The sequence below is a fragment of the Brevundimonas sp. NPDC055311 genome, from assembly GCF_053645695.1.
In genome coordinates, this window is sequence record NZ_JBSHMV010000001.1 from 504,958 (window position 1) to 521,590 (window position 16,633).

General features: G+C 69.1%; 21 protein-coding genes. 3 read left to right on the top strand and 18 right to left on the bottom strand.

All coding sequences use genetic code 11. The annotated features are described in order from the left end of the window. Window positions 1–153 precede the first annotated feature (153 nt). Complete coding sequence (locus tag ACWIDZ_RS02395; RefSeq protein WP_409450046.1) at window positions 154–720, top strand: superoxide dismutase family protein; 567 nt, start codon at window positions 154–156, stop codon at window positions 718–720. 6 nt (window positions 721–726) lie between these two features. Here ACWIDZ_RS02395 and ACWIDZ_RS02400 read toward each other — a convergent pair whose 3' ends face one another. Continuing rightward, window positions 727–1,683 (bottom strand): DMT family transporter, encoded by a 957-nt coding sequence (locus tag ACWIDZ_RS02400; RefSeq protein WP_422388324.1) that lies wholly within the window; start codon window positions 1,681–1,683, stop codon window positions 727–729. Window positions 1,684–1,757: 74 nt separating this feature from the next. On the opposite strand from ACWIDZ_RS02400, the gene ACWIDZ_RS02405 reads away from it, so the two are divergent. Then, window positions 1,758–2,336, top strand: a complete 579-nt coding sequence (locus ACWIDZ_RS02405) for a nucleoside 2-deoxyribosyltransferase domain-containing protein (protein WP_453988404.1) — start codon at window positions 1,758–1,760, stop codon at window positions 2,334–2,336. A 64-nt stretch (window positions 2,337–2,400) separates the two neighbouring features. Here the strand turns inward: ACWIDZ_RS02405 and ssb are convergent, their stop codons facing one another. The 13 genes from ssb to ACWIDZ_RS02470 all read right to left on the bottom strand — a co-directional run bounded on the left by ssb (window position 2,401) and on the right by ACWIDZ_RS02470 (window position 12,417). Next, window positions 2,401–2,895, bottom strand: coding sequence for a single-stranded DNA-binding protein (gene ssb, locus ACWIDZ_RS02410; RefSeq protein ID WP_291776212.1), 495 nt, complete (start codon window positions 2,893–2,895; stop codon window positions 2,401–2,403). Window positions 2,896–2,982: 87 nt separating this feature from the next. After that, a complete protein-coding gene (locus tag ACWIDZ_RS02415) occupies window positions 2,983–3,402 on the bottom strand; it encodes a hypothetical protein (RefSeq protein ID WP_453988402.1) in 420 nt (139 codons plus the stop codon). Between the two features lie 5 nt (window positions 3,403–3,407). Next, window positions 3,408–4,076 (bottom strand): hypothetical protein, encoded by a 669-nt coding sequence (locus ACWIDZ_RS02420; protein WP_453988401.1) that lies wholly within the window; start codon window positions 4,074–4,076, stop codon window positions 3,408–3,410. Window positions 4,077–4,155: 79 nt separating this feature from the next. Continuing rightward, a complete protein-coding gene (locus ACWIDZ_RS02425) occupies window positions 4,156–6,870 on the bottom strand; it encodes a transcriptional regulator (protein ID WP_453988399.1) in 2,715 nt (904 codons plus the stop codon). 243 nt (window positions 6,871–7,113) lie between these two features. Next, window positions 7,114–7,938 (bottom strand): flagellin, encoded by an 825-nt coding sequence (locus ACWIDZ_RS02430; protein ID WP_291776219.1) that lies wholly within the window; start codon window positions 7,936–7,938, stop codon window positions 7,114–7,116. Between the two features lie 135 nt (window positions 7,939–8,073). Beyond that, the gene (locus tag ACWIDZ_RS02435) at window positions 8,074–8,355 is read right to left on the bottom strand and encodes a flagellar protein FlaG (protein WP_338578393.1); all 282 of its coding nucleotides are present in this window, start codon (window positions 8,353–8,355) and stop codon (window positions 8,074–8,076) included. A gap of 91 nt (window positions 8,356–8,446) precedes the next feature. Beyond that, window positions 8,447–9,235: a flagellin gene (locus ACWIDZ_RS02440; RefSeq protein WP_338578392.1), complete on the bottom strand. Its 789-nt coding sequence runs from the start codon at window positions 9,233–9,235 to the stop codon at window positions 8,447–8,449. Between the two features lie 209 nt (window positions 9,236–9,444). After that, entirely contained in the window at window positions 9,445–9,669 is a 225-nt protein-coding gene (locus ACWIDZ_RS02445; protein ID WP_452111422.1) for a hypothetical protein, read from the bottom strand. Then, window positions 9,656–10,078, bottom strand: a complete 423-nt coding sequence (locus ACWIDZ_RS02450; protein WP_453988398.1) for a hypothetical protein — start codon at window positions 10,076–10,078, stop codon at window positions 9,656–9,658. Before ACWIDZ_RS02450 ends, ACWIDZ_RS02445 begins: the two co-directional genes overlap by 14 nt. After that, on the bottom strand, window positions 10,075–10,458 hold the full coding sequence (locus ACWIDZ_RS02455) for a M15 family metallopeptidase (protein ID WP_453988396.1): 384 nt from the start codon (window positions 10,456–10,458) through the stop codon (window positions 10,075–10,077). Before ACWIDZ_RS02455 ends, ACWIDZ_RS02450 begins: the two co-directional genes overlap by 4 nt. Then, window positions 10,455–10,688: a hypothetical protein gene (locus ACWIDZ_RS02460; RefSeq protein ID WP_453988394.1), complete on the bottom strand. Its 234-nt coding sequence runs from the start codon at window positions 10,686–10,688 to the stop codon at window positions 10,455–10,457. The genes ACWIDZ_RS02455 and ACWIDZ_RS02460 overlap by 4 nt, the downstream gene beginning before the upstream one ends. A gap of 50 nt (window positions 10,689–10,738) precedes the next feature. Continuing rightward, entirely contained in the window at window positions 10,739–10,924 is a 186-nt protein-coding gene (locus ACWIDZ_RS02465; RefSeq protein ID WP_343831278.1) for a hypothetical protein, read from the bottom strand. 5 nt (window positions 10,925–10,929) lie between these two features. Beyond that, window positions 10,930–12,417, bottom strand: coding sequence for a DUF2793 domain-containing protein (locus ACWIDZ_RS02470; protein WP_453988393.1), 1,488 nt, complete (start codon window positions 12,415–12,417; stop codon window positions 10,930–10,932). A gap of 225 nt (window positions 12,418–12,642) precedes the next feature. Here ACWIDZ_RS02470 and ACWIDZ_RS02475 point away from each other — a divergent pair, with 225 nt between their 5' ends. Beyond that, window positions 12,643–13,590 carry an endonuclease/exonuclease/phosphatase family protein gene (locus ACWIDZ_RS02475; RefSeq protein WP_453988392.1) on the top strand — a complete coding sequence of 316 codons (948 nt, stop codon included), beginning with the start codon at window positions 12,643–12,645 and terminating at the stop codon, window positions 13,588–13,590. On the opposite strand, the gene ACWIDZ_RS02480 is transcribed toward ACWIDZ_RS02475, so the two are convergent. Genes ACWIDZ_RS02480 through ACWIDZ_RS02495 form a run of 4 tightly spaced genes read right to left on the bottom strand, consistent with a single transcriptional unit; the run spans window position 13,571 to window position 16,574 of the window. After that, window positions 13,571–14,779, bottom strand: a complete 1,209-nt coding sequence (locus tag ACWIDZ_RS02480; protein WP_453988391.1) for a CCA tRNA nucleotidyltransferase — start codon at window positions 14,777–14,779, stop codon at window positions 13,571–13,573. The genes ACWIDZ_RS02475 and ACWIDZ_RS02480 overlap by 20 nt on opposite strands. Then, the gene (locus ACWIDZ_RS02485) at window positions 14,776–15,450 is read right to left on the bottom strand and encodes a CoA pyrophosphatase (protein WP_453988390.1); all 675 of its coding nucleotides are present in this window, start codon (window positions 15,448–15,450) and stop codon (window positions 14,776–14,778) included. Before ACWIDZ_RS02485 ends, ACWIDZ_RS02480 begins: the two co-directional genes overlap by 4 nt. Further along, window positions 15,447–16,013, bottom strand: coding sequence for a DUF1285 domain-containing protein (locus tag ACWIDZ_RS02490; RefSeq protein ID WP_453988389.1), 567 nt, complete (start codon window positions 16,011–16,013; stop codon window positions 15,447–15,449). Before ACWIDZ_RS02490 ends, ACWIDZ_RS02485 begins: the two co-directional genes overlap by 4 nt. Window positions 16,014–16,061: 48 nt before the next feature. After that, a complete protein-coding gene (locus ACWIDZ_RS02495) occupies window positions 16,062–16,574 on the bottom strand; it encodes a GNAT family N-acetyltransferase (RefSeq protein WP_453988388.1) in 513 nt (170 codons plus the stop codon). Between the last annotated feature and the right edge of the window lie 59 nt (window positions 16,575–16,633).

Below are 16,633 nucleotides of genomic sequence, written 5' to 3' on the forward strand. Positions count from 1 at the left end.
AATGGCCGGAATCGGAACGTGATCCGCTGTTCCGGTTTCTATCACCCGGGGGCCGTGGTGGCAAAGAAACGCCGCTGAAATCCCCATGTCGAAAAGGACTGGAAAGCCATGCGTTTAGCCACTTCGAAACTGATCGTCCCCAGCGCCCTCGCCATGGTGCTCGTCGCCGGGGCCGCCTGCAGCCAGAACCCGGCGACGCCGCCGGCTTCGGAGGCCGCGCCCGCAGCCCCGGCCGAGGCCGCCGAGCGTGCTGCGCCGGGCCAGACGGCCCAGGTCTCCATCCTCAACGCCCAGGGCGCGGAAGCCGGCAAGGCCACCCTGACGCAAGGGGCCACCGGCCTGCTGATCAAGGTTGAAGCCACAGGCCTGACGCCCGGCTGGCACGGCATCCACATCCACGCCACGGGCCAGTGCGAAGCGCCCTTCACCTCGGCCGGCGCCCACATCAATCACGGCGATCCCCAGAAGCCGCACGGCTTGCTGAACGCAGAGGGTCCGGACGACGGCGACCTGCCTAACGTCTTTGCTGACGCGAAGGGCGCGGTGAACGCAGAAGTCTTCACCACCCACGCCCGTCTGGCGGACAAGGGTCCGGGCCAATGGCTGCTGGACGACGACGGCTCGGCGCTGGTGATCCACGCCAACGCCGACGACCACTCCAGCCAGCCGATCGGCGGCGCGGGCGACCGCGTGGCCTGCGCCGTCATCAAGGCGCAGTAAGCAACCTCAAACCTTGGCGGGAGCGCCGGCGCGCAGGCCGCGCTCCCCCAGGGCCACCGTCACCACGCCCAGAAGGGCGATCGCCACGCCAGTCAGGATCTGCGGCGTCAGCACGTCGCCCATGAACAGCCAGCCGATCAGGATGGACACCAGCGGCGAGCCCAGCAGATAGGGCGTCACCCGCCCGGCCTCGCGCCGCTGCACCAGCCAGAAGACCAGGCTGGTGGCGAACACCGACGAGATCAACCCGGCCCACAGCAGCGTGCCCCACACCAGCGGCGTCGCCGCCCTGGCGGCTTCCCACTGGCCGCTCTCGAACACGGCCGAGCCCAGCGTCAGGGCCGGAAAGGCCATCAGCGCCAGCAGCCCCTGCATCTTCAGCGGCGGAATGGAGGTGGTGCGCCGCGCGATCACCGTCGTCAGCGCCCAGGCCGAGGCGCCCAGCGCGCCCACCAGAATCGCCTTCCAGTCCTGCAGCGCATGAGGATCCAGCGTCATCCACGCCACGCCGAGGAAGGCGATCACCAGGCCGATCGTCGCCATCCTCGAAATCTTCTCGCCCAGCAGCAGGAAGGCGAACAGCGACGTCAGCGGAATCCACAGCTGGGTCGAAACCGTCACCGGACTGACGTCATTGGCCAGCCAGAAGGCCAGGTAGATCAGGCCATAGTGGATCGGCCCGCCCACCACGGCGATGATCAGCAGGCTTTTCCAGTTCGGAAACGGCGGCCGCACGAACCAGACCAGGCAGGCGGCGGCGATGGCGAAGCGCAAGGCGCCCGTCATCAGCGGCGGCAGCACCTCGGTAGCGACCTTGGCGGCGGCGTTGTTCACGCCCCAGATGACCAGAACGGCCACGATGGCGGCGATCTCGAGCGGCGTCAGCGCGTGCGGGGATGAGGATGAACTGGACACGCCTCCATGCTTGCCACAGGGCGCGACCTTTTGCCTCTCACGAAGCATGACCACAGGTTACCCTGCCATCACCCCTGGCCGTCGCCCCTGCCTCGCCCGCGCGAACCCGCTATAGAAGGACGATGAAAAGCCCTGCCCTGCTGTCCGCCCTACTGTCCTCCCTGGCCGTCCTGACCGCCTGCATCGCCGCCGCGCCCGCGACGGCCCAGCCGGCGGTCGTGATCTCGCCCCAGCCTCTGCCGATCGACAATAGTCGTCCGCGTGTCTTCCTGGGCGGCAGCATCGACATGGGCGGCGCGCCCGACTGGCAGGCGGCGCTGACGCGCGCCCTGTCCGACATGGACGTCACGGTCCTGAACCCGCGCCGTCCCGACTGGAACCCCGCCTGGCGGCCCGACGCGGACGAGCCCGAGTTCCGTCGTCAGGTCGAGTGGGAGCTGGCCGCGCTGGAAAGCGCCGACGTCATCGTCATGTATTTCGCGCCGGGCACGCAAAGCCCGATCAGCCTGCTGGAAATGGGCCTGCACGCGCGCGGCGGAAAGCTGATCGTGCTGGCCCCCGAAGGCTTCTGGCGCAAGGGCAACGTCGACATCACCGCTCGCGCCTATGGCGTACGTCAGGTGCAGACCATGGACGAACTGACCGCCGCCGTCCGCCAAGCCCTGGCCAACGCCGCCGAGAAAGGCCGCTTCGCGCGCTGAGCGCCCAAAGAAAAGGCCGCGCTCCGGGTGGAGACGCGGCCTTCATGATCTGATTGAGCGAACCTTAGAACGGAATGTCGTCGTTCAGGTCGTAGCTTTCCTTCGGACCCGAGGGCTTGTTGGCGCCGCCGGTCGAGAAGCCCGAGGAATAGTCGTCGTCGCGACCGCCGCCGTAGCCGCCGCGATCACCGCCGCCCTGGCTGTCGCCGCGGCCGCCCAGCATGGTCAGCTGGCCGTTGAAGCGCTGGATGACGATCTCGGTCGTGTACTTCTCCACGCCCTGCTGATCGGTCCATTTGCGGGTCTGCAGCGAGCCTTCGACGTATACGGTCGAGCCCTTCTTCAGATAGTTCTCGGCCACCTTGACGATGTTGTCGTTGAAGATGACCACCGAATGCCACTCGGTCTTCTCCTTGCGCTCGCCCGTCGCCTTGTCGCGCCAGGTCTCCGAGGTGGCGATGCGCAGGTTGGCGACGCGGTCGCCGTTGTTCAGAGAGCGGATTTCCGGGTCGCGACCCAGGTTGCCGACCAGAATGACCTTGTTGACGCTGCCCGCCATGACCGATGTCCTTTATTCGTCTTGTCGTCCGCTCCTTAGCCGAAACGGACGAGATGTTCTAGTTTCGTTCACCCCACGCGGGGTGGATTAGTTCGGGGCCACGGCGATCGGGCGGCCGTCCATCTGACGCTGGATGGCGCCGGGAATGGCCAGACGGCCGTCGCCGGTCCGCGCCAGGGCGAAGAACCGCGGACCATCCAGGCTCTTGCTGAATTTGACGCCGGTGCGGTCGATGAAGATGAACTGCCCCTGATAGGCGCCGACCATCTCATTGTTGCTGCCGCCCATGCTCAGGAATTTCAGGCGCATCTCTTCCAGCCGCGCGGCGCAGAACTCGATCTGCGGCTGGTCGCGCGCCACCACGTTGAAGCGAGGCTCGCCGCCGGCCGGTTCGCCGACGTGATAGCAGACGCCCTTGTCCGAGGGGGCCTGAAGCTGGGGGGCGCTGCAGGCCGCCAGGGCGGCCGATCCCAGCACGACGGCCAGTCCGATGAGGGAAAAACGCATCCTCGTCACAGCTCCGGGAACTGGCAGTTGCGGTCCTGCTGGGCCAGGGTGCGGAAGCGGTTGTTGTCGGTGGACTGCTCCACGCGACGCGGCACCAGCCGCAGGGTGGTGTCGCCCCAGCGACCGTAGTTCGCCTCTCCAGGGCGCACGCAGGTGCCCGAGTAGAGAGCCTGAACGCAGGCGGCCAGGCTCATGTCGCCCGACACCTGACGCCATTCAGAGCCGGTGTGGCGCAGGCAGGCCGTGCTCGAGCCGCCGGCCGCCGGGCGCGCGGCGCCGGCGTCGCCGCCCTGACCGGCCGAAGGCGTTTCCGCCAGGGTCACGGCCGGAACCTCAGGCGGAGGCGCAAAGGACGCCGTCGGCGCCGCGACCAGCGAGCCGGTCGAATCCAGGCCGACGTCCAGGGCGCTGGTGGCCACGCCGTTCTTTCGCGCACAGTCGGCCAGGGTGGCCAGACCGACGAACTGTCCATCGACGAAGCAACGCAGCTCGCGCGTCGGCTCCAGCGTAGGCGCCTCGGCCACGTCGATGGTCAGACCGCCCTTGGAGGCCGGCGGCGCCTCGACAGGTCCGCCGCGCCCGCCGCTGAACACCAGGGCGGCCGCCACCGCGCCGACCACGGCCAGGCCGGCGCCGACGATCAGGACCGTGCGATTGTCTTTGGAAAGGGCCATGCAGCTCTCAACGCTAACGAAGGCCCCACTAACCCCGTCCGCCCCACGGCCGTCAACCGAAAGCGCCCTTCACCCCGGCTTAGCCTGTGAGTCGCGCCAGCGCAGCCTGGTAGTTGGCCAGTTGAGCCTGGAGATAGGCGGGCGCCTGACCCGTGATCGCCGGCTTCGACGCCTCGGGCGACAGGGCGCGATAGGCGTCGCGCATGGCCTTGATCGCCAGCTGCACCTGATCCTTCGCCTTGGCGATGGAATCGGCGTCCGACAGATTGAGCAAGGGCGACAGATCCACGCCGAAGGTCTTCATCTTGTCGTCGGCCGTCTTGCCGATGAAGCCCGGCGTCAGGCCGAGCCCCGCCAGGGCGTCGCGTCCCGCTTCGCCCTGAGTCAGCACGGCTCCGGCGCGTCCGTCGGCGCTGGTGATCGACAGACGCTGAACGCCGCCGCTGGTCACGCGCGTATCGCCGTCCATGCCGGTCAGATAGTCGCGATCCGTCTTGATGGTGACCTTGAGGTGACGACCCGAGGCCATCTCGATCTTGCGCGCCAGGGACTGAAGCGTGTCCTTGGCCTCGATGGTCACGGCCGTCTGCCGGCCCGTCACGGGATTCTGCACATAGAAACGGTCGCCGGCCCGAACCGCCGTGGCGTCGACCAGGGCCTTGGACTGACTCTGATCGATCTCGCCCTGCGGCAGGCCGAGCCGGTCCAGCACGCTGGCGCCGCCGGACGACACCGTCAGGGCCAGAGGCCTGGCCTGACCTTCAGCCGCCGTCCAGGTCTGGGTCCACTCCACCTGGCCGGTCTCGACGTCCAGCCGCGCCAGATAGCCGCGCGAGGGGTCTTCCGTCTTGGCGCCGATGGCGCGATCCGAAATCCCGGTCAGCCAGACCTTGCCCTCATGCACCTTGACGTCGGCGGCCGTGTCGTCCCCCTCCCCGCCGTAATAGGTCAACCGGTCGGCGCCCGAGGCGGCCAGGTCCGTGGACAGCGTGGCCACGAAGGCGTCCTGCCCCCCGGCGTGAGCATTGGCGATCTGCCCCGCATTCAAGGCGCCGTTGCGCGTCGCGCCGGAGACGATCAGCCGTCCGTCAGCCACCGCCAGTCCGGCGATCTCGCCGCCCGACGCGGAGCCCAGATCGCGAACGCCCAGCAGCTCGGGCGCGCCGGTCGGACCGATGCGGAAGTGACGCAGCACGAAGGCGCCGTTCTCGATCCCCGCCGTATAGAGGTTGTCGCCGTCGACGGTCATGGCCTGGACGTTGTCATCGCCCGCCGTGCCGAACTGGACCGCGCCGGTCGCCGTCGCCGTGATCGGCGCCAGACTGTGAACCTGGCTTTCGCTGAAGGCCTGGACGTAACCGTCCCAGCCGCCCACCGCCAGGGCGCCGGGCATGGCCGACCTGGCCCGGCCCGCCACATAGACCCGACCGTCTGCGCCGAAGGAGACGGCCGTCGCCTCGTCCTCGGCCCGGGCGCCGCGCCTCTGGGTCCACTGCTCGCGGCCGTCAGCGTCAAAGACGGTGACGAAGCTGTCCGCCGTCGTGGCCGAGGCGCCGGCCTCACCCGGAACCAGGGCGCCGACGACGGATCCGGCCACGGCCACCCGCCCGTCCGCATCCACGGCGATGGCGTAGCCGCTGGCCTTGGAAGCCGCGCCCAGCGCCCGGCTAACGACCACATTGCCGGCCGAATCCAGCTTCATCAGGACGACGTCCGCCTGTCCCTTGATCGGCTGGGTCGAGGAGCCGGCGCTGACATCGGCCACGATCCACATCGAACCGTCCGGCCCGGCCGCGCTGGCCCGCACCGTCTCGACGCCGTCGGGCAGGCTGGAAACGCCGCTGCGCCCTTCGACCCAGAAGCTCTCGCCCGAACCCGCGACCGGATTGCCGTCGGGATCGAACTTCAGGACCTCGTGCGCGCCCTTGCCGCCGACGCCCTGAACCACCTGAATCGAATCGCGAGCTTCGGCGGGCGTGAAGCTGATCGTCTCCACCGAGGTTCCGCTGACCGTCAGGCCCCAGCGCGTGGGCCCGGCCGGCAAGGTGATGGTCTTGTCGCCCGCCTTCACTGTGCGAGGTTCCGCTTCGATCATCTGGCGATGGATGCGCGTCTGCACGCCCGCCGCCTCCAGCTTGCCGTTGATGTGCTGAAGCACGGCGTCCATCGTCCGCGGGGTCGCTCCCATCTCGGCCAGGTCGATGTCGACCGTCTGGCTGCCCGCCATCGTCTTCACCGTGACGCCGAAACGCACGTCGCCCTGGAAGGCGGCGACCTCGTCGGTCAGGGCGCCGTCGTGGATCGGACCGGTCAGATACTTGGAATTGTCTCGCGCGACGGCCGCGGTGGACTGGCTCTGGGTCGCGGAGACGCCCTGGACGACACGCACGCCGTCGAACTGGGCCGACGTCAGGAAATCCTTCACCTCGGCCATGCCCGAGGTGAAACGGCGCGACAGCTGTTCTGATTCGAGCCGCCCGACCCCGCGCTCGCCCGCCCGCGTCGCCAGCGCCTCCAGCATGGTCAGGCCCTGATAAAGGGCGAAGATCTTGCGATAGTCGCCCGATGAGGCGCCTTTGACGTCAAGGACGGCGTTGTCCTCGTTGACCAGCTTGCGGCCGCTCAGGGCCGAGCGCAGCAGGTCCGACTGGGTCGGCTTCTCCTTGTCCCCCAAGGACCAGGGCGCCGTCGGCTGGGTTTTGGGCTTGGGCGCCGGCGCAGCCGCCGGCAGGCCGCCGGAACCGGTTCCGACGCCGAAAAGACCGAGCAGATAGCTGTTGTTGATCGCCGCCACGCGCACCTCCGCCCGGCAGTGTCGCCCGCCACGGTAACGAACTGTTTAACAGTCGCCAGGAACCGCCGCACAGCGCCCTCGTTCTCCGCCTCGTCACAGCCGAGGTGAAACCATGTCACGCGTGCGCTGGATGTTGATGAGGCTGATGAGCCTCTACGGCCTTATTCCCCGACCGACCCGCCGTCGGCCGCCGCCCCTGTCGCTGGGACACGGCGCGCACCGGAGGCTGGGCTAGGGTCGCGATCAGCCCTTGAACAGCGACAGGATGATCTGCGGCGCCTGATTGGCGATCGACAGCGCCTGCGCGCCCAGCTGTTGCTGAACCTGCAGGGCCTGCAGGCGCGCGCTTTCGCGCGCCATGTCCGCATCGACCAGGTTGCCGACGCCGACCTCCAGCGAGTCCATCAGCTTGGTGACGAAGATCGTGTGCTTCTCGATCTGTTTCGACTGGGCGCCCAGTTCAGCCAGCCTGGCGCTGGCGTCGGTCAGGGCCGTCTCGACAGCCGTCAGAGCCGCTGTGGCGTTAGTTTCGTCCGTCAGATCGAGACCGGTCAACGACAGTCCGGCCAAGGTGAGGTCCTGACGATTCATCGAAATCGTTTCGGAGGCGTCAGCGTTGGCGAGGAAATCCAGCGCCGTCGTCGAGCTTCCATCGAGGATGTTCTCGCCGTCGAACGAGGCGTTGGCCGCGAACGACCCCAGCGACGTCAGCAGGGCTTGGAACTCGTCGTCATAGGCCTTGCGCGTCGCGACGGAGGCCGACGGGTCCGCCGCCGCCGTCGCCTTCTGGCGCAGCTCCACCAGGATGTCGGAAATCTGCTGCCCGGCCGCCAGGGCGACATCCGCCAGGGAGGTGGCGCGATTGAGGCTGGTCTTGACCGATTCGAGCGCGCTCATGTCGGCGCGCTGGTTCTGGGCGATGGCCCAGGTCGCGGCGTTGTCCTTGGCGCCCTGCACCTTCAGGCCCGTGTTCACCCGGCTCTGGGTGGCGGCGAGCTTGGAATTGGTGCTGTTCAGGTTCTGAAGCGCGATCAGCGCCGACGCATTGGTGATTACGCTGTTGGTCATGGCTTTCTCGCCTCAGATCCGATTCTGGCGAGTAGTAATGACGCTGATTCCTGAGCGTATGGTTAACGCGTCCGCAACGCCTGTTAACGCCGCCCGGCATCGCCGAGGAGCGTCGGGCCGTGAACGCCGCGCGTCTCAGGCCTCGGTCTTGATGATCTTCCCGACGTCATAGGCCGGGCTCTGGCGCAATTTCAGCACCTCCTCGCGTGGGAACTGGCGGATCACCTCGCCCGTCACGCGATCCAGCGTCTTGTAGACATAGCCGGTCGACTCCCGCTCGATCGTCAACCGGTACCGCCCCGCCTCCTCGGTGGCGTCCGGCGCCCCCTGAACGACGGACTGCGCCTCGATCACGGCGCCCTGCGGCTCGCGATCCAGGTAGGTTACGCTGGGAACGCCTGCGACATTGTCAGCCATATCCTTCCGCGCGGACCCGCCGCGCCTCCCGTCTCAAACGATGCGAGAAAGGGGCGAGCCACAGACCCGCCCCTTCCCTAACCGCGTCGGATTAGCGGAACAGGCCCAGCAGGATCGAGCTGGACTGGTTCGCGATCGACAGCGCCTGCACGCCCAGCTGCTGCTTGGTCTGCAGAGCCGTCAGGCGAGCGCTTTCCTTGGCCAGATCGGCGTCGACCAGGTTGCCCACGCCGACTTCCAGGGCGTCTTGCAGCTTGCCGATGAAGACATTCTGACGCTCCAGCGACTTGGACTGGGTGCCCAGGGTCGCCAGGTTGCCGGTGAAGGTCTCAATGGCCGTCTGGATGTCGTCGGCGGTGTCGTAGGTGGCCGCCGTGACGCCCGAGGTGACAGCCGTCGCGAAGCCCACGTCATAGGTCGACGTGGATTCCAGACCCGTGCGCACGGTCGTGACCGCGCCGGCCGAGAACAGGTTGATGCCGTCGAACGACGCGCCCGCGATGGCCGAGTCGATTTCGCCGACCAGAGCGTCGTAGTCAGCCTGATAGGCCGTCTCAGCGGCGCTGCCGGTTTCGACGGTTTCCAGGGCGACGGCGATGTTCTTCAGTTCCTTGAAGGCTTCGACGACAGTGTCGCCGGCCGCCAGGGCGACATCCACCAGCGACTGGCCGCGCGCGACGGAGTTCTTGACCGCGTCCAGCGAGGCGATGTCAGCGCGTTGGTTGGTGGCGATGGCGAAGATCGCGCCGTTGTCCTTGGCGGTGGAGATCTTGAAGCCAGTGTTCACGCGGTTTTGCGTGACGTTGAGGTCACGGTTGGTCGCGTTCAGGTTTTGCAGGGCGATGAGAGCCCCAGCATTCGTGTTGATGCTGTTAGCCATTTTGGCTGTCCTTTGTCTTCGACGATGTCCGACGCCATTTTGGCTGCCGGGAGCTTTCTGCTCGGGTGTTCCTGTCGCAAGGCGCGGGCCAGCCGGGTTGAAGCGCGAAATCGGCCTATATGTTTGTTTTTTCAGGAATACGTTTCCGGAAAGCACCCTCATCAGCCCGGCAAAATCTGCCGACCTCCTCCTGACCCGGCGTTTTTTGCCTAGTCGCCCGGCAATATCGTTCCGGCTGCGTCATGACGGTCGGCCCAGGCGTCGATCAGAACGCGCTCGGCCTCCAGCGTCTCGACAGCGAGACGCCGGGCGGCGTCGCAACGGACCAGCTCTGCGCCGCGCCGCACATAGGCCGCCTCCAGGTCCGCCGCCGTAGGTCGTTCAGGCAGCACGGCCAGTTCGCAGGGCAGCGTCGCCGTCTCAGCCAGGATCAACCGGGGCGGCGCAACCGGCGACGGCGGGCGAGAGACGGCACAGCTCGCGATCATGCCCGCGCAACCGCTCAGCGCGAGCAGGGTCCAGAGGCGTTTCGGCGTCATCGGCGATCCTCGCTTTGGTTTCAGCCGCGACGGTCGCTTCCGTCACAGCCAGGGTGTTGCGGTGAAAAGCGTCGAGGCTCTCGATCTGGCGGCCGCGCGCGGCGGCCTCCAGACGGCGCGCGGCCGCTTGGGATCGGGCTTGCTCCAGGCGCTGCTCGGTCGCCTCCAACCGACGCGCCTGCAGACGCAGCGGGTCCCAGCGAAGGCCGAGACCTCCGCCCAGAGCCGATAGCAAGGCCGCGACCGCCAACGCCGCCGCCAGCCAGCCCAGCGGCGTCAGGGCGCGAAACAGGCGCCCGCTCATGGATAGGCCTTCCGGTCCAGTTCGAAGTGCGGCCCATCGCGCAGCCGCGGCCAGTCTCCGCCCCAGATCAGGGGCGTGCCGGCGGCGGCGGCGGCGGCCTTGAACGCTTCGGCGATGCGCGGATACAGCGGCCAGTCCCAGCGGACCTGACCATCGACCCAGGCCGCCACATCCACCGCATGACCGGTCAGATGACGCGAGTTCAGCGTCCGGCTGGCCCCGGCCCGCACCAGCTCCGCCTGGCGCGCGGACGTCCGCAGCCCCTCCGTGACCATGAAGTCCACCGACGTCCAGCCGATCGCCGCCTCGACGACGGCGACCAGATCGGGATGGACGCCTCTGAGCCGCTCTCGCGACCGTTGCGACAGGTGGAAGGTCATGGCCTGCCCCCCGCACGCAACCGCGCCAGATTGACGATCTGCTGTGCGCTGGGTGCCACCAGATAGAGCAGCAGCATCAGGGCGATCAGTCCCATCAGCCCTTCGGCGATGCGCGGCAGATCGGCGGCCGTCGCCCGCGTCACCGCCAGCCGCAACAGCAGCCACAGCGCCAGACTGGCGGCATAGACATAGAGGCGTCGCCACAGCCAGCGGCCCTCGGCCAATTCCACGGCAGGGGGTTCAACAAGAACGCCACCCGGCTCGTCCCTGTGGTCAGGCGTCATCGTTCATCCTCCGGGTCATGAGGCGCGGCCGAGCTTCGCCAGTCGCTGCCCAGGTGGTCGAAACAGTCGTCGGCCGAGAGGCGCTCGGGCGCGGCCCAGACCTCCTCGTCCAGAAGCGGCTCCAGTTCGCCGAGCGACATGGGCTCCTCGGCGTCGATGATGCGGTGCAGACGTCGGATCATGGCGCTCACCCAATCGCCGTCAGCCAGACCACGCCGGCCGCGCCCTGCCCGCCGGTGCCCGCCGCCGTCACGCCTGCGCCTCCGCCGCCTCCGCCGCCGCCATGAAGGCCGCCGGCTCCCCCCGCATGACCGGCGCCTGAAGCCTGGGCGCCGCCGCCCGAGCCGCCGCCGCCGGCCCAGTGCAGGTCCGGCCATGGCGCCGCCTGTCCCGCCGCGCCGACCGTCGCGCCGCCTGCGCCGCCCGCCGCTCTCAACAGCAGCATCGCGCCAGCGCCGCCTGCGCCTCCCGGCTGCGCCGCATTGGCTGCGCTGAGACCGCCGCCCGCGCCGCCACCGCCGGCGCCGTCCGGACGCGCCGCCGCCTGCCCGGCCCCGCCGGCCGCCGAGACGGAAGAGGCTCCGCCCCCGTTGGAGGCCGGCGCGCCGCCGCCGCCCGCGCCGCCGTTCCCCGACGCTGCAGAACCGCCCGCGCCGCCGCGACCGCCTTCGCCTGTCAGCAGAGTCTGGGCGCCGGTCTTCACCAGGCTCGCGCCGCCCGCCGCGCCCCCGGCGCCGGAGCCGACGCCCCCGGCTCCGCCCGCTCCGACCGTGATCGTCAGCGCGCCCGACAGATTCACAGCCGGCCACAAGGTGGTCATGACGCCGCCTGCGCCGCCGCCTCCGCCGCCATGCCGAACGGCGCCGGACGCGCCCGACAGACCGGCCCCGCCTCCGCCTCCGCCGCCCACGCAGACGACCTCGATCCAGCGCGCCCAGGCCGGCGGGGTCCAGCTCCCAGAGGCGGTCAGCACCGTCGTTTCGCGGCGCGTCGCGCCCTGACCGAACCAGGCGCGGCCCGTGCTGCGGTCGATCCGCAGCGCCTCATGCCAGGCGTCGCCGTCGGGGCTGACCTTCAGCCGAAGGTCGTCATCGCCGACCAGCCCCAGCTCGGCCCGCCCGCCCCATCCGCTCTGGAACAGCAGAGACAGGACGTCGCCCGCCGCCTGTTTGTTGAAGGTGAAACGCAGATCGCCGTCGCCGCCGCTTTCGCTTTCCAGCGCAGTCCACAGCGCCTTGTTGGCCCGCACGGCGACGACGTTCGTCGCGTCCGCCGTGGTGTTCACGCCCAGACGGGTGATCTGCTGGATCTCTTCGGGCAGGCCGAAGGACAGTGGCGTCCAGACGTCTGCCCGCCGGACCAGAATCTCCTCGCTGTCGAGAACCACGACCAGTTGGCCGTCCGGCGCAGGGACCGGCAGCCAGCCGCCCCGTTCATGCCGCATCAGGCTTCCCGCCGGGTGCGCCGCCCACGCATCGCCCGTCGCGTCTTCCGGCAGGATATAGAGCGCCCCCTCGGCCGGATCAGTGGGCTGATCGCTGACCGTGCGGCTGGCCACGGCGGTCTGGATCAGGGCGTCCAGACGGGTCAGGGCCTCGTTCAGGGTCACGTGTTTCTGCAGCTGTCCGGCCGCCAGATAAGGCAGGCCCAGCCGCGCGCTGGCGTCATCGCTCATGGCGGTCTCCAAAGGTTGAGACCGCAGTCTGATCAGGCGACGAGCCTCGGCGCGCCGATCCGCGCGAGTTCACGCCAAAGCCGGGAATTTTCAGGGATTGGCTGCATCAGGCGCGCTATCGCCCTGCGCCGTGCCCGCGCATTTGGACGCACGAAGCCGCGCTCGACAGGTCCGGCGCCGACGCGCTAACCGACGCTTCCCCACGCGTTCACCGAAGGTCGCTGCATGACCCTGACCCAGGCCCTGATGCGACTGGCCGCCCTGGCCCTGCTGGCGCCGCCCGGCCTCGTCGCCGTCTCGGCGCTCAGCCGCATCGGCCACCGCCTGCCCGACCTGCTGACCCAGTTCACCGCGCCCGCCCTGGTTGCGACGCTGGCGCTGTGCGGCCTCTTCCTGCTGTTCAGACTGTGGGACATGACGTTGCTGGGCGCAGGGGTGGCGGGGCTGCTGCTCCTGGCCGTCTGGCCGCAATGGACGCCGGAAAAAGGCCGCGTCTCTGGGCCGGAAACCCTGACCGTCTACTCCGCCAACCTGTGGGCGCGGAACGAGGACGTGGCGGCCATCGCCCGCTCCATCGAACAGGCCGACGCCGACGTGGTCATGCTGATCGAGCTGGGCGACGCCCCGGCCGCGCAACTGGACACGATCCTGACCGCCTATCCGCACCGGGTCAGCACGCCGCGCAAGGATCGGCCCAGCGGCGCCGCCCGCTCGGTGATCGCCTCGCGTCTGCCGCTGCGCCGTGTGCGCGATGCTGACGGTCAGGGTCTGGCGGCCCTTGTCGCCCAGGCCGAGACGCCACTGGGGCCGGTCAGCCTGATCGCCGTCCACATGACGCGGCCCTGGCCCTTCCAGCACCCCTACGGCCAGATCAGTCAGGCGCAACGGTTGGCCGGACTGCGCGCTGGGCTGGAGGGGCCGGTCGTCGTGGCGGGCGACTTCAACAGCGTCTCCAGCGGCCGCATCGGTCGTCAGATCAAAGCTGAGACAGGCCTGATCCCCGCCCCCGCCTGGCCCGGCACCTGGCCCTCAGCCCTGCCCGCCTTCCTCGGCATCACCATCGACCACGTCTGGCGCACGCCCGATCTGGCGCTGGTCGAGCGGCGGTTGGGCCAGAAGACGGGTTCGGACCACCGCCCGGTGATCGTGCGCCTCAGCCGGGCCGAGCCATAAGGGCCTTCAGCCGCGCCTCATGTCCGTTGTCGGGGAAGTCGTCGGCGATCCAGCTCTCTTCAAAGGCCTTCAGCAGCCGCCCCGTCTGCGGTCCTGGTTGAAGACCCAGTCGCGCCAGATCCTTTCCCCCGACCGGCAACTTCGGCGGCGACCAGTTCGCCGCCAGCGTCAGCAGGCGTTGCACCGTCCCGGCATCCGCGCCCGCCGCCCAGGCGCGATAAAGACGATCCTCGACCGCCTGACGCCCCGTGCGCCAGACGGCGGCGCGCGCCTCGGCCTCGCTCATCGCCGGATCAATCTGTTCGCCGACGGCCTCGACCAGCCGGTCCCTCTGAACGTTCGACAGCCGCAGCTTCAGCGCCGCCGCGCGCACCGCCTCCGCGTCCTCCGGCAACAGCGCTGACAGACGCCGCCCCGGGTCCGTGCTGACCCCGACCATCGCCTCGAACAGCGTCAGGCTTTTCGGCTGCGGCATAACCCGCCCCAGCACCCCCGCCTGATCCATCAGCCGCACCGCCGCGCGCGGATCGGGCGCGGCCAGCAGCTTGAGCAGTTCCTTCGACACCCGCTCGGCCGACAGCCGTTCGACCCCTTCGGCCAGAGCGGCACAGGCTTCGACCGCCGCCGCATCCGGCGCCCCGCGCCCATACCAGGCGAAAAAGCGATAGAAGCGCAGGATGCGCAGATAATCCTCGCGGATGCGCTGTTCCGGCTCGCCGACGAAGACGATCCGTCCGGCCAGTGCGTCCTCATACCCCGCGCCCGTTGGGTCGAGGATCAGCCCGTCCGCATCGGCATAAAGGGCGTTCAGTCGGAAATCCCGCCGCGCCGCGTCTTCGGCCCAGTCGTCGGTGAAGGCGACCGTGGCGCGGCGCCCGTCCGTCGACACGTCCCTGCGCAGGGTGGTGATCTCGAACGGCTGGCGCTCCGATATGGCCGTCACCGTACCGTGCTCCATGCCGGTCGGCACGCTCTTCAGGCCCGCCGCCTTCAGCGCCCGGATCACCGCCTCGGGCGTCAGGACGGTGGCTATGTCCACATCGTCGATCGGCGCGCCCAGCACAGCGTTGCGCACGCATCCGCCGACGAAACGGGCGCAGTCCGTCCCCCCCGCCGCCGCCAGCGCCGCCATCACCGCCTGCGTCGCGCTGGCCGTCAGCCAGTCCTGCCCTGAAAGGACGCGGCTCATTCCACACGCTCGGTCGCGTCAGCCTCGGCGGCCTGATGCGGCGCGGCCTCCTCGCCATAGAGCCGGTTAAACAGCCCCTTCAGAATGCCCGCCGTCACGCCCCAGATGTAGCGCTCGCGATAGGGCATGGCCCAGAACCAGCGGCGCGGCCCATTCTCTTGATCATAGTAGTCGCGGCGATGGTTCACCGGATCCATCAGGAAGTCCCACGGCGCCTCGAACACTTCGGCCACCTCGGCGGGCGACGGGGTGACTTCGGGCGGCGCCGTCAGCCAGCCCACCACCGGCGTCACCAGAAAGCCCGTGCCCGTCTCATAGGGATCGCCCAGCCCCAGCGGCTCGACCACGGCGGGATCCAGCGCGATCTCCTCCCACGCCTCGCGCAGGGCGGCGTCCAGCGCCGTCTCACCCGGATCGAGCCGTCCGCCCGCAAAGGCGATCTGCCCCGTATGGCTGGCCAGACTGTCGGACCGTCGCGTCAGCAGGACGCTGGGGCCGTCTTCACGCGCGATGATGGGGATCAGCACCGCCGCCGGTCTCAACTTGACTTTCGGACGGCTGAAATCGGGGTTCAGGTCATAGTCGGACCGTACCGCACCTCGCTGCGGCGACCACGCCGACACCGGATCCAGCCGCTGTTGCAGCCGCAATTTCAAGCCGGAACAGGTCAAAGCCCCGCCCCTTCCGGCCCCAGCGGAAACGTCACCCCGCCCGAGCGCACCGCCAGCCGTCCGTCCGCCTCCTTCGCCCGCTCGACCAGTTCATAGAAGACCGGCCGCGCGATCCGCGCCCACAGATCGCCCCGCACGTGGAGACGGGGCGCCGGCTCGCCCGTCGTCGCATTCGTCTCGACGACGATGGCGTGGTCGGGACCGGCGACGGCCTCGTCGCCCTGATCCGTGGTGAAGACCAGCGCCCCATCGTCTTCACGCACCGCCACAGCGCGGAACGGCAGATCCTCGACCGCGATCTTCAACTTCTCGACCGGCGTGACCAGATGATAGCCGTCCGGGTCCTTCCTCAGCACCGTCGAGAACAGCCGCACAAGCTCAGCCCGCCCGATGGGCGAGCCTTCATGCATCCACACTCCGTCGGCGCGGATCAGGATGTCGATCTCGCCGCAATGTTCAGGATGCCACAGATGCACGGGCGGCAGTCCCCGTCCCGGCGCCTGACGCGCAGCCTCGGCCACGCTGGTCAGGCCAGAGCCGGACGATGTCGGTGGGTTCGTCATGTCTGAACTATGGGACGCGTCGCCCCGCAAAGGAAGGCCGCGCCCGGCTCAGAGATCGGCCCAAACCGTCCCGACCGGCGCCGTCTCGGTGAAGGGCAGCCACATGACCCGGCGCTGATCCACCGGCCCCGGCAACACGGCGTCGGGCGCAGGCACGAACCCGAAGCGCGAGAAATAGGGCGGATCGCCGACCAGCAGGATGCCGTCCAGCCCCAGCGTCTTCGCCTCTTCGATGCAGGCGCGCACCAGTTCACCGCCCAGTCCGGTGCTCCGGCTGGCCTTGTCCACGGCGATGGGACCCAGAAAGACCGAACGCGCCTCGCCCACCATGATGGACCACAGCCGCACCGAGCCGATCAGGCGGCCGCCTTCATACAGACAGAACCCGGTCGTCAGCGGCGCGCGCTCGCGCAGCCGCTCGGCCGTCTTGGCGAAACGGCCTGGGCCGAAGGCGGCGATGACCAGGGCGTCGACGGCGGCCGTATCGGCTGTCGTCTCACGCGTGATCGCCCCCGCGAACTGCGGGTCGTCAGGCGGGGCGGAGGCGGGCGCGGCGTTCATGCGCGGCCCCTAGTCCCCCGCGCCCCCCGAATCAATCGTGATCTTCGGCGAAATGGCGC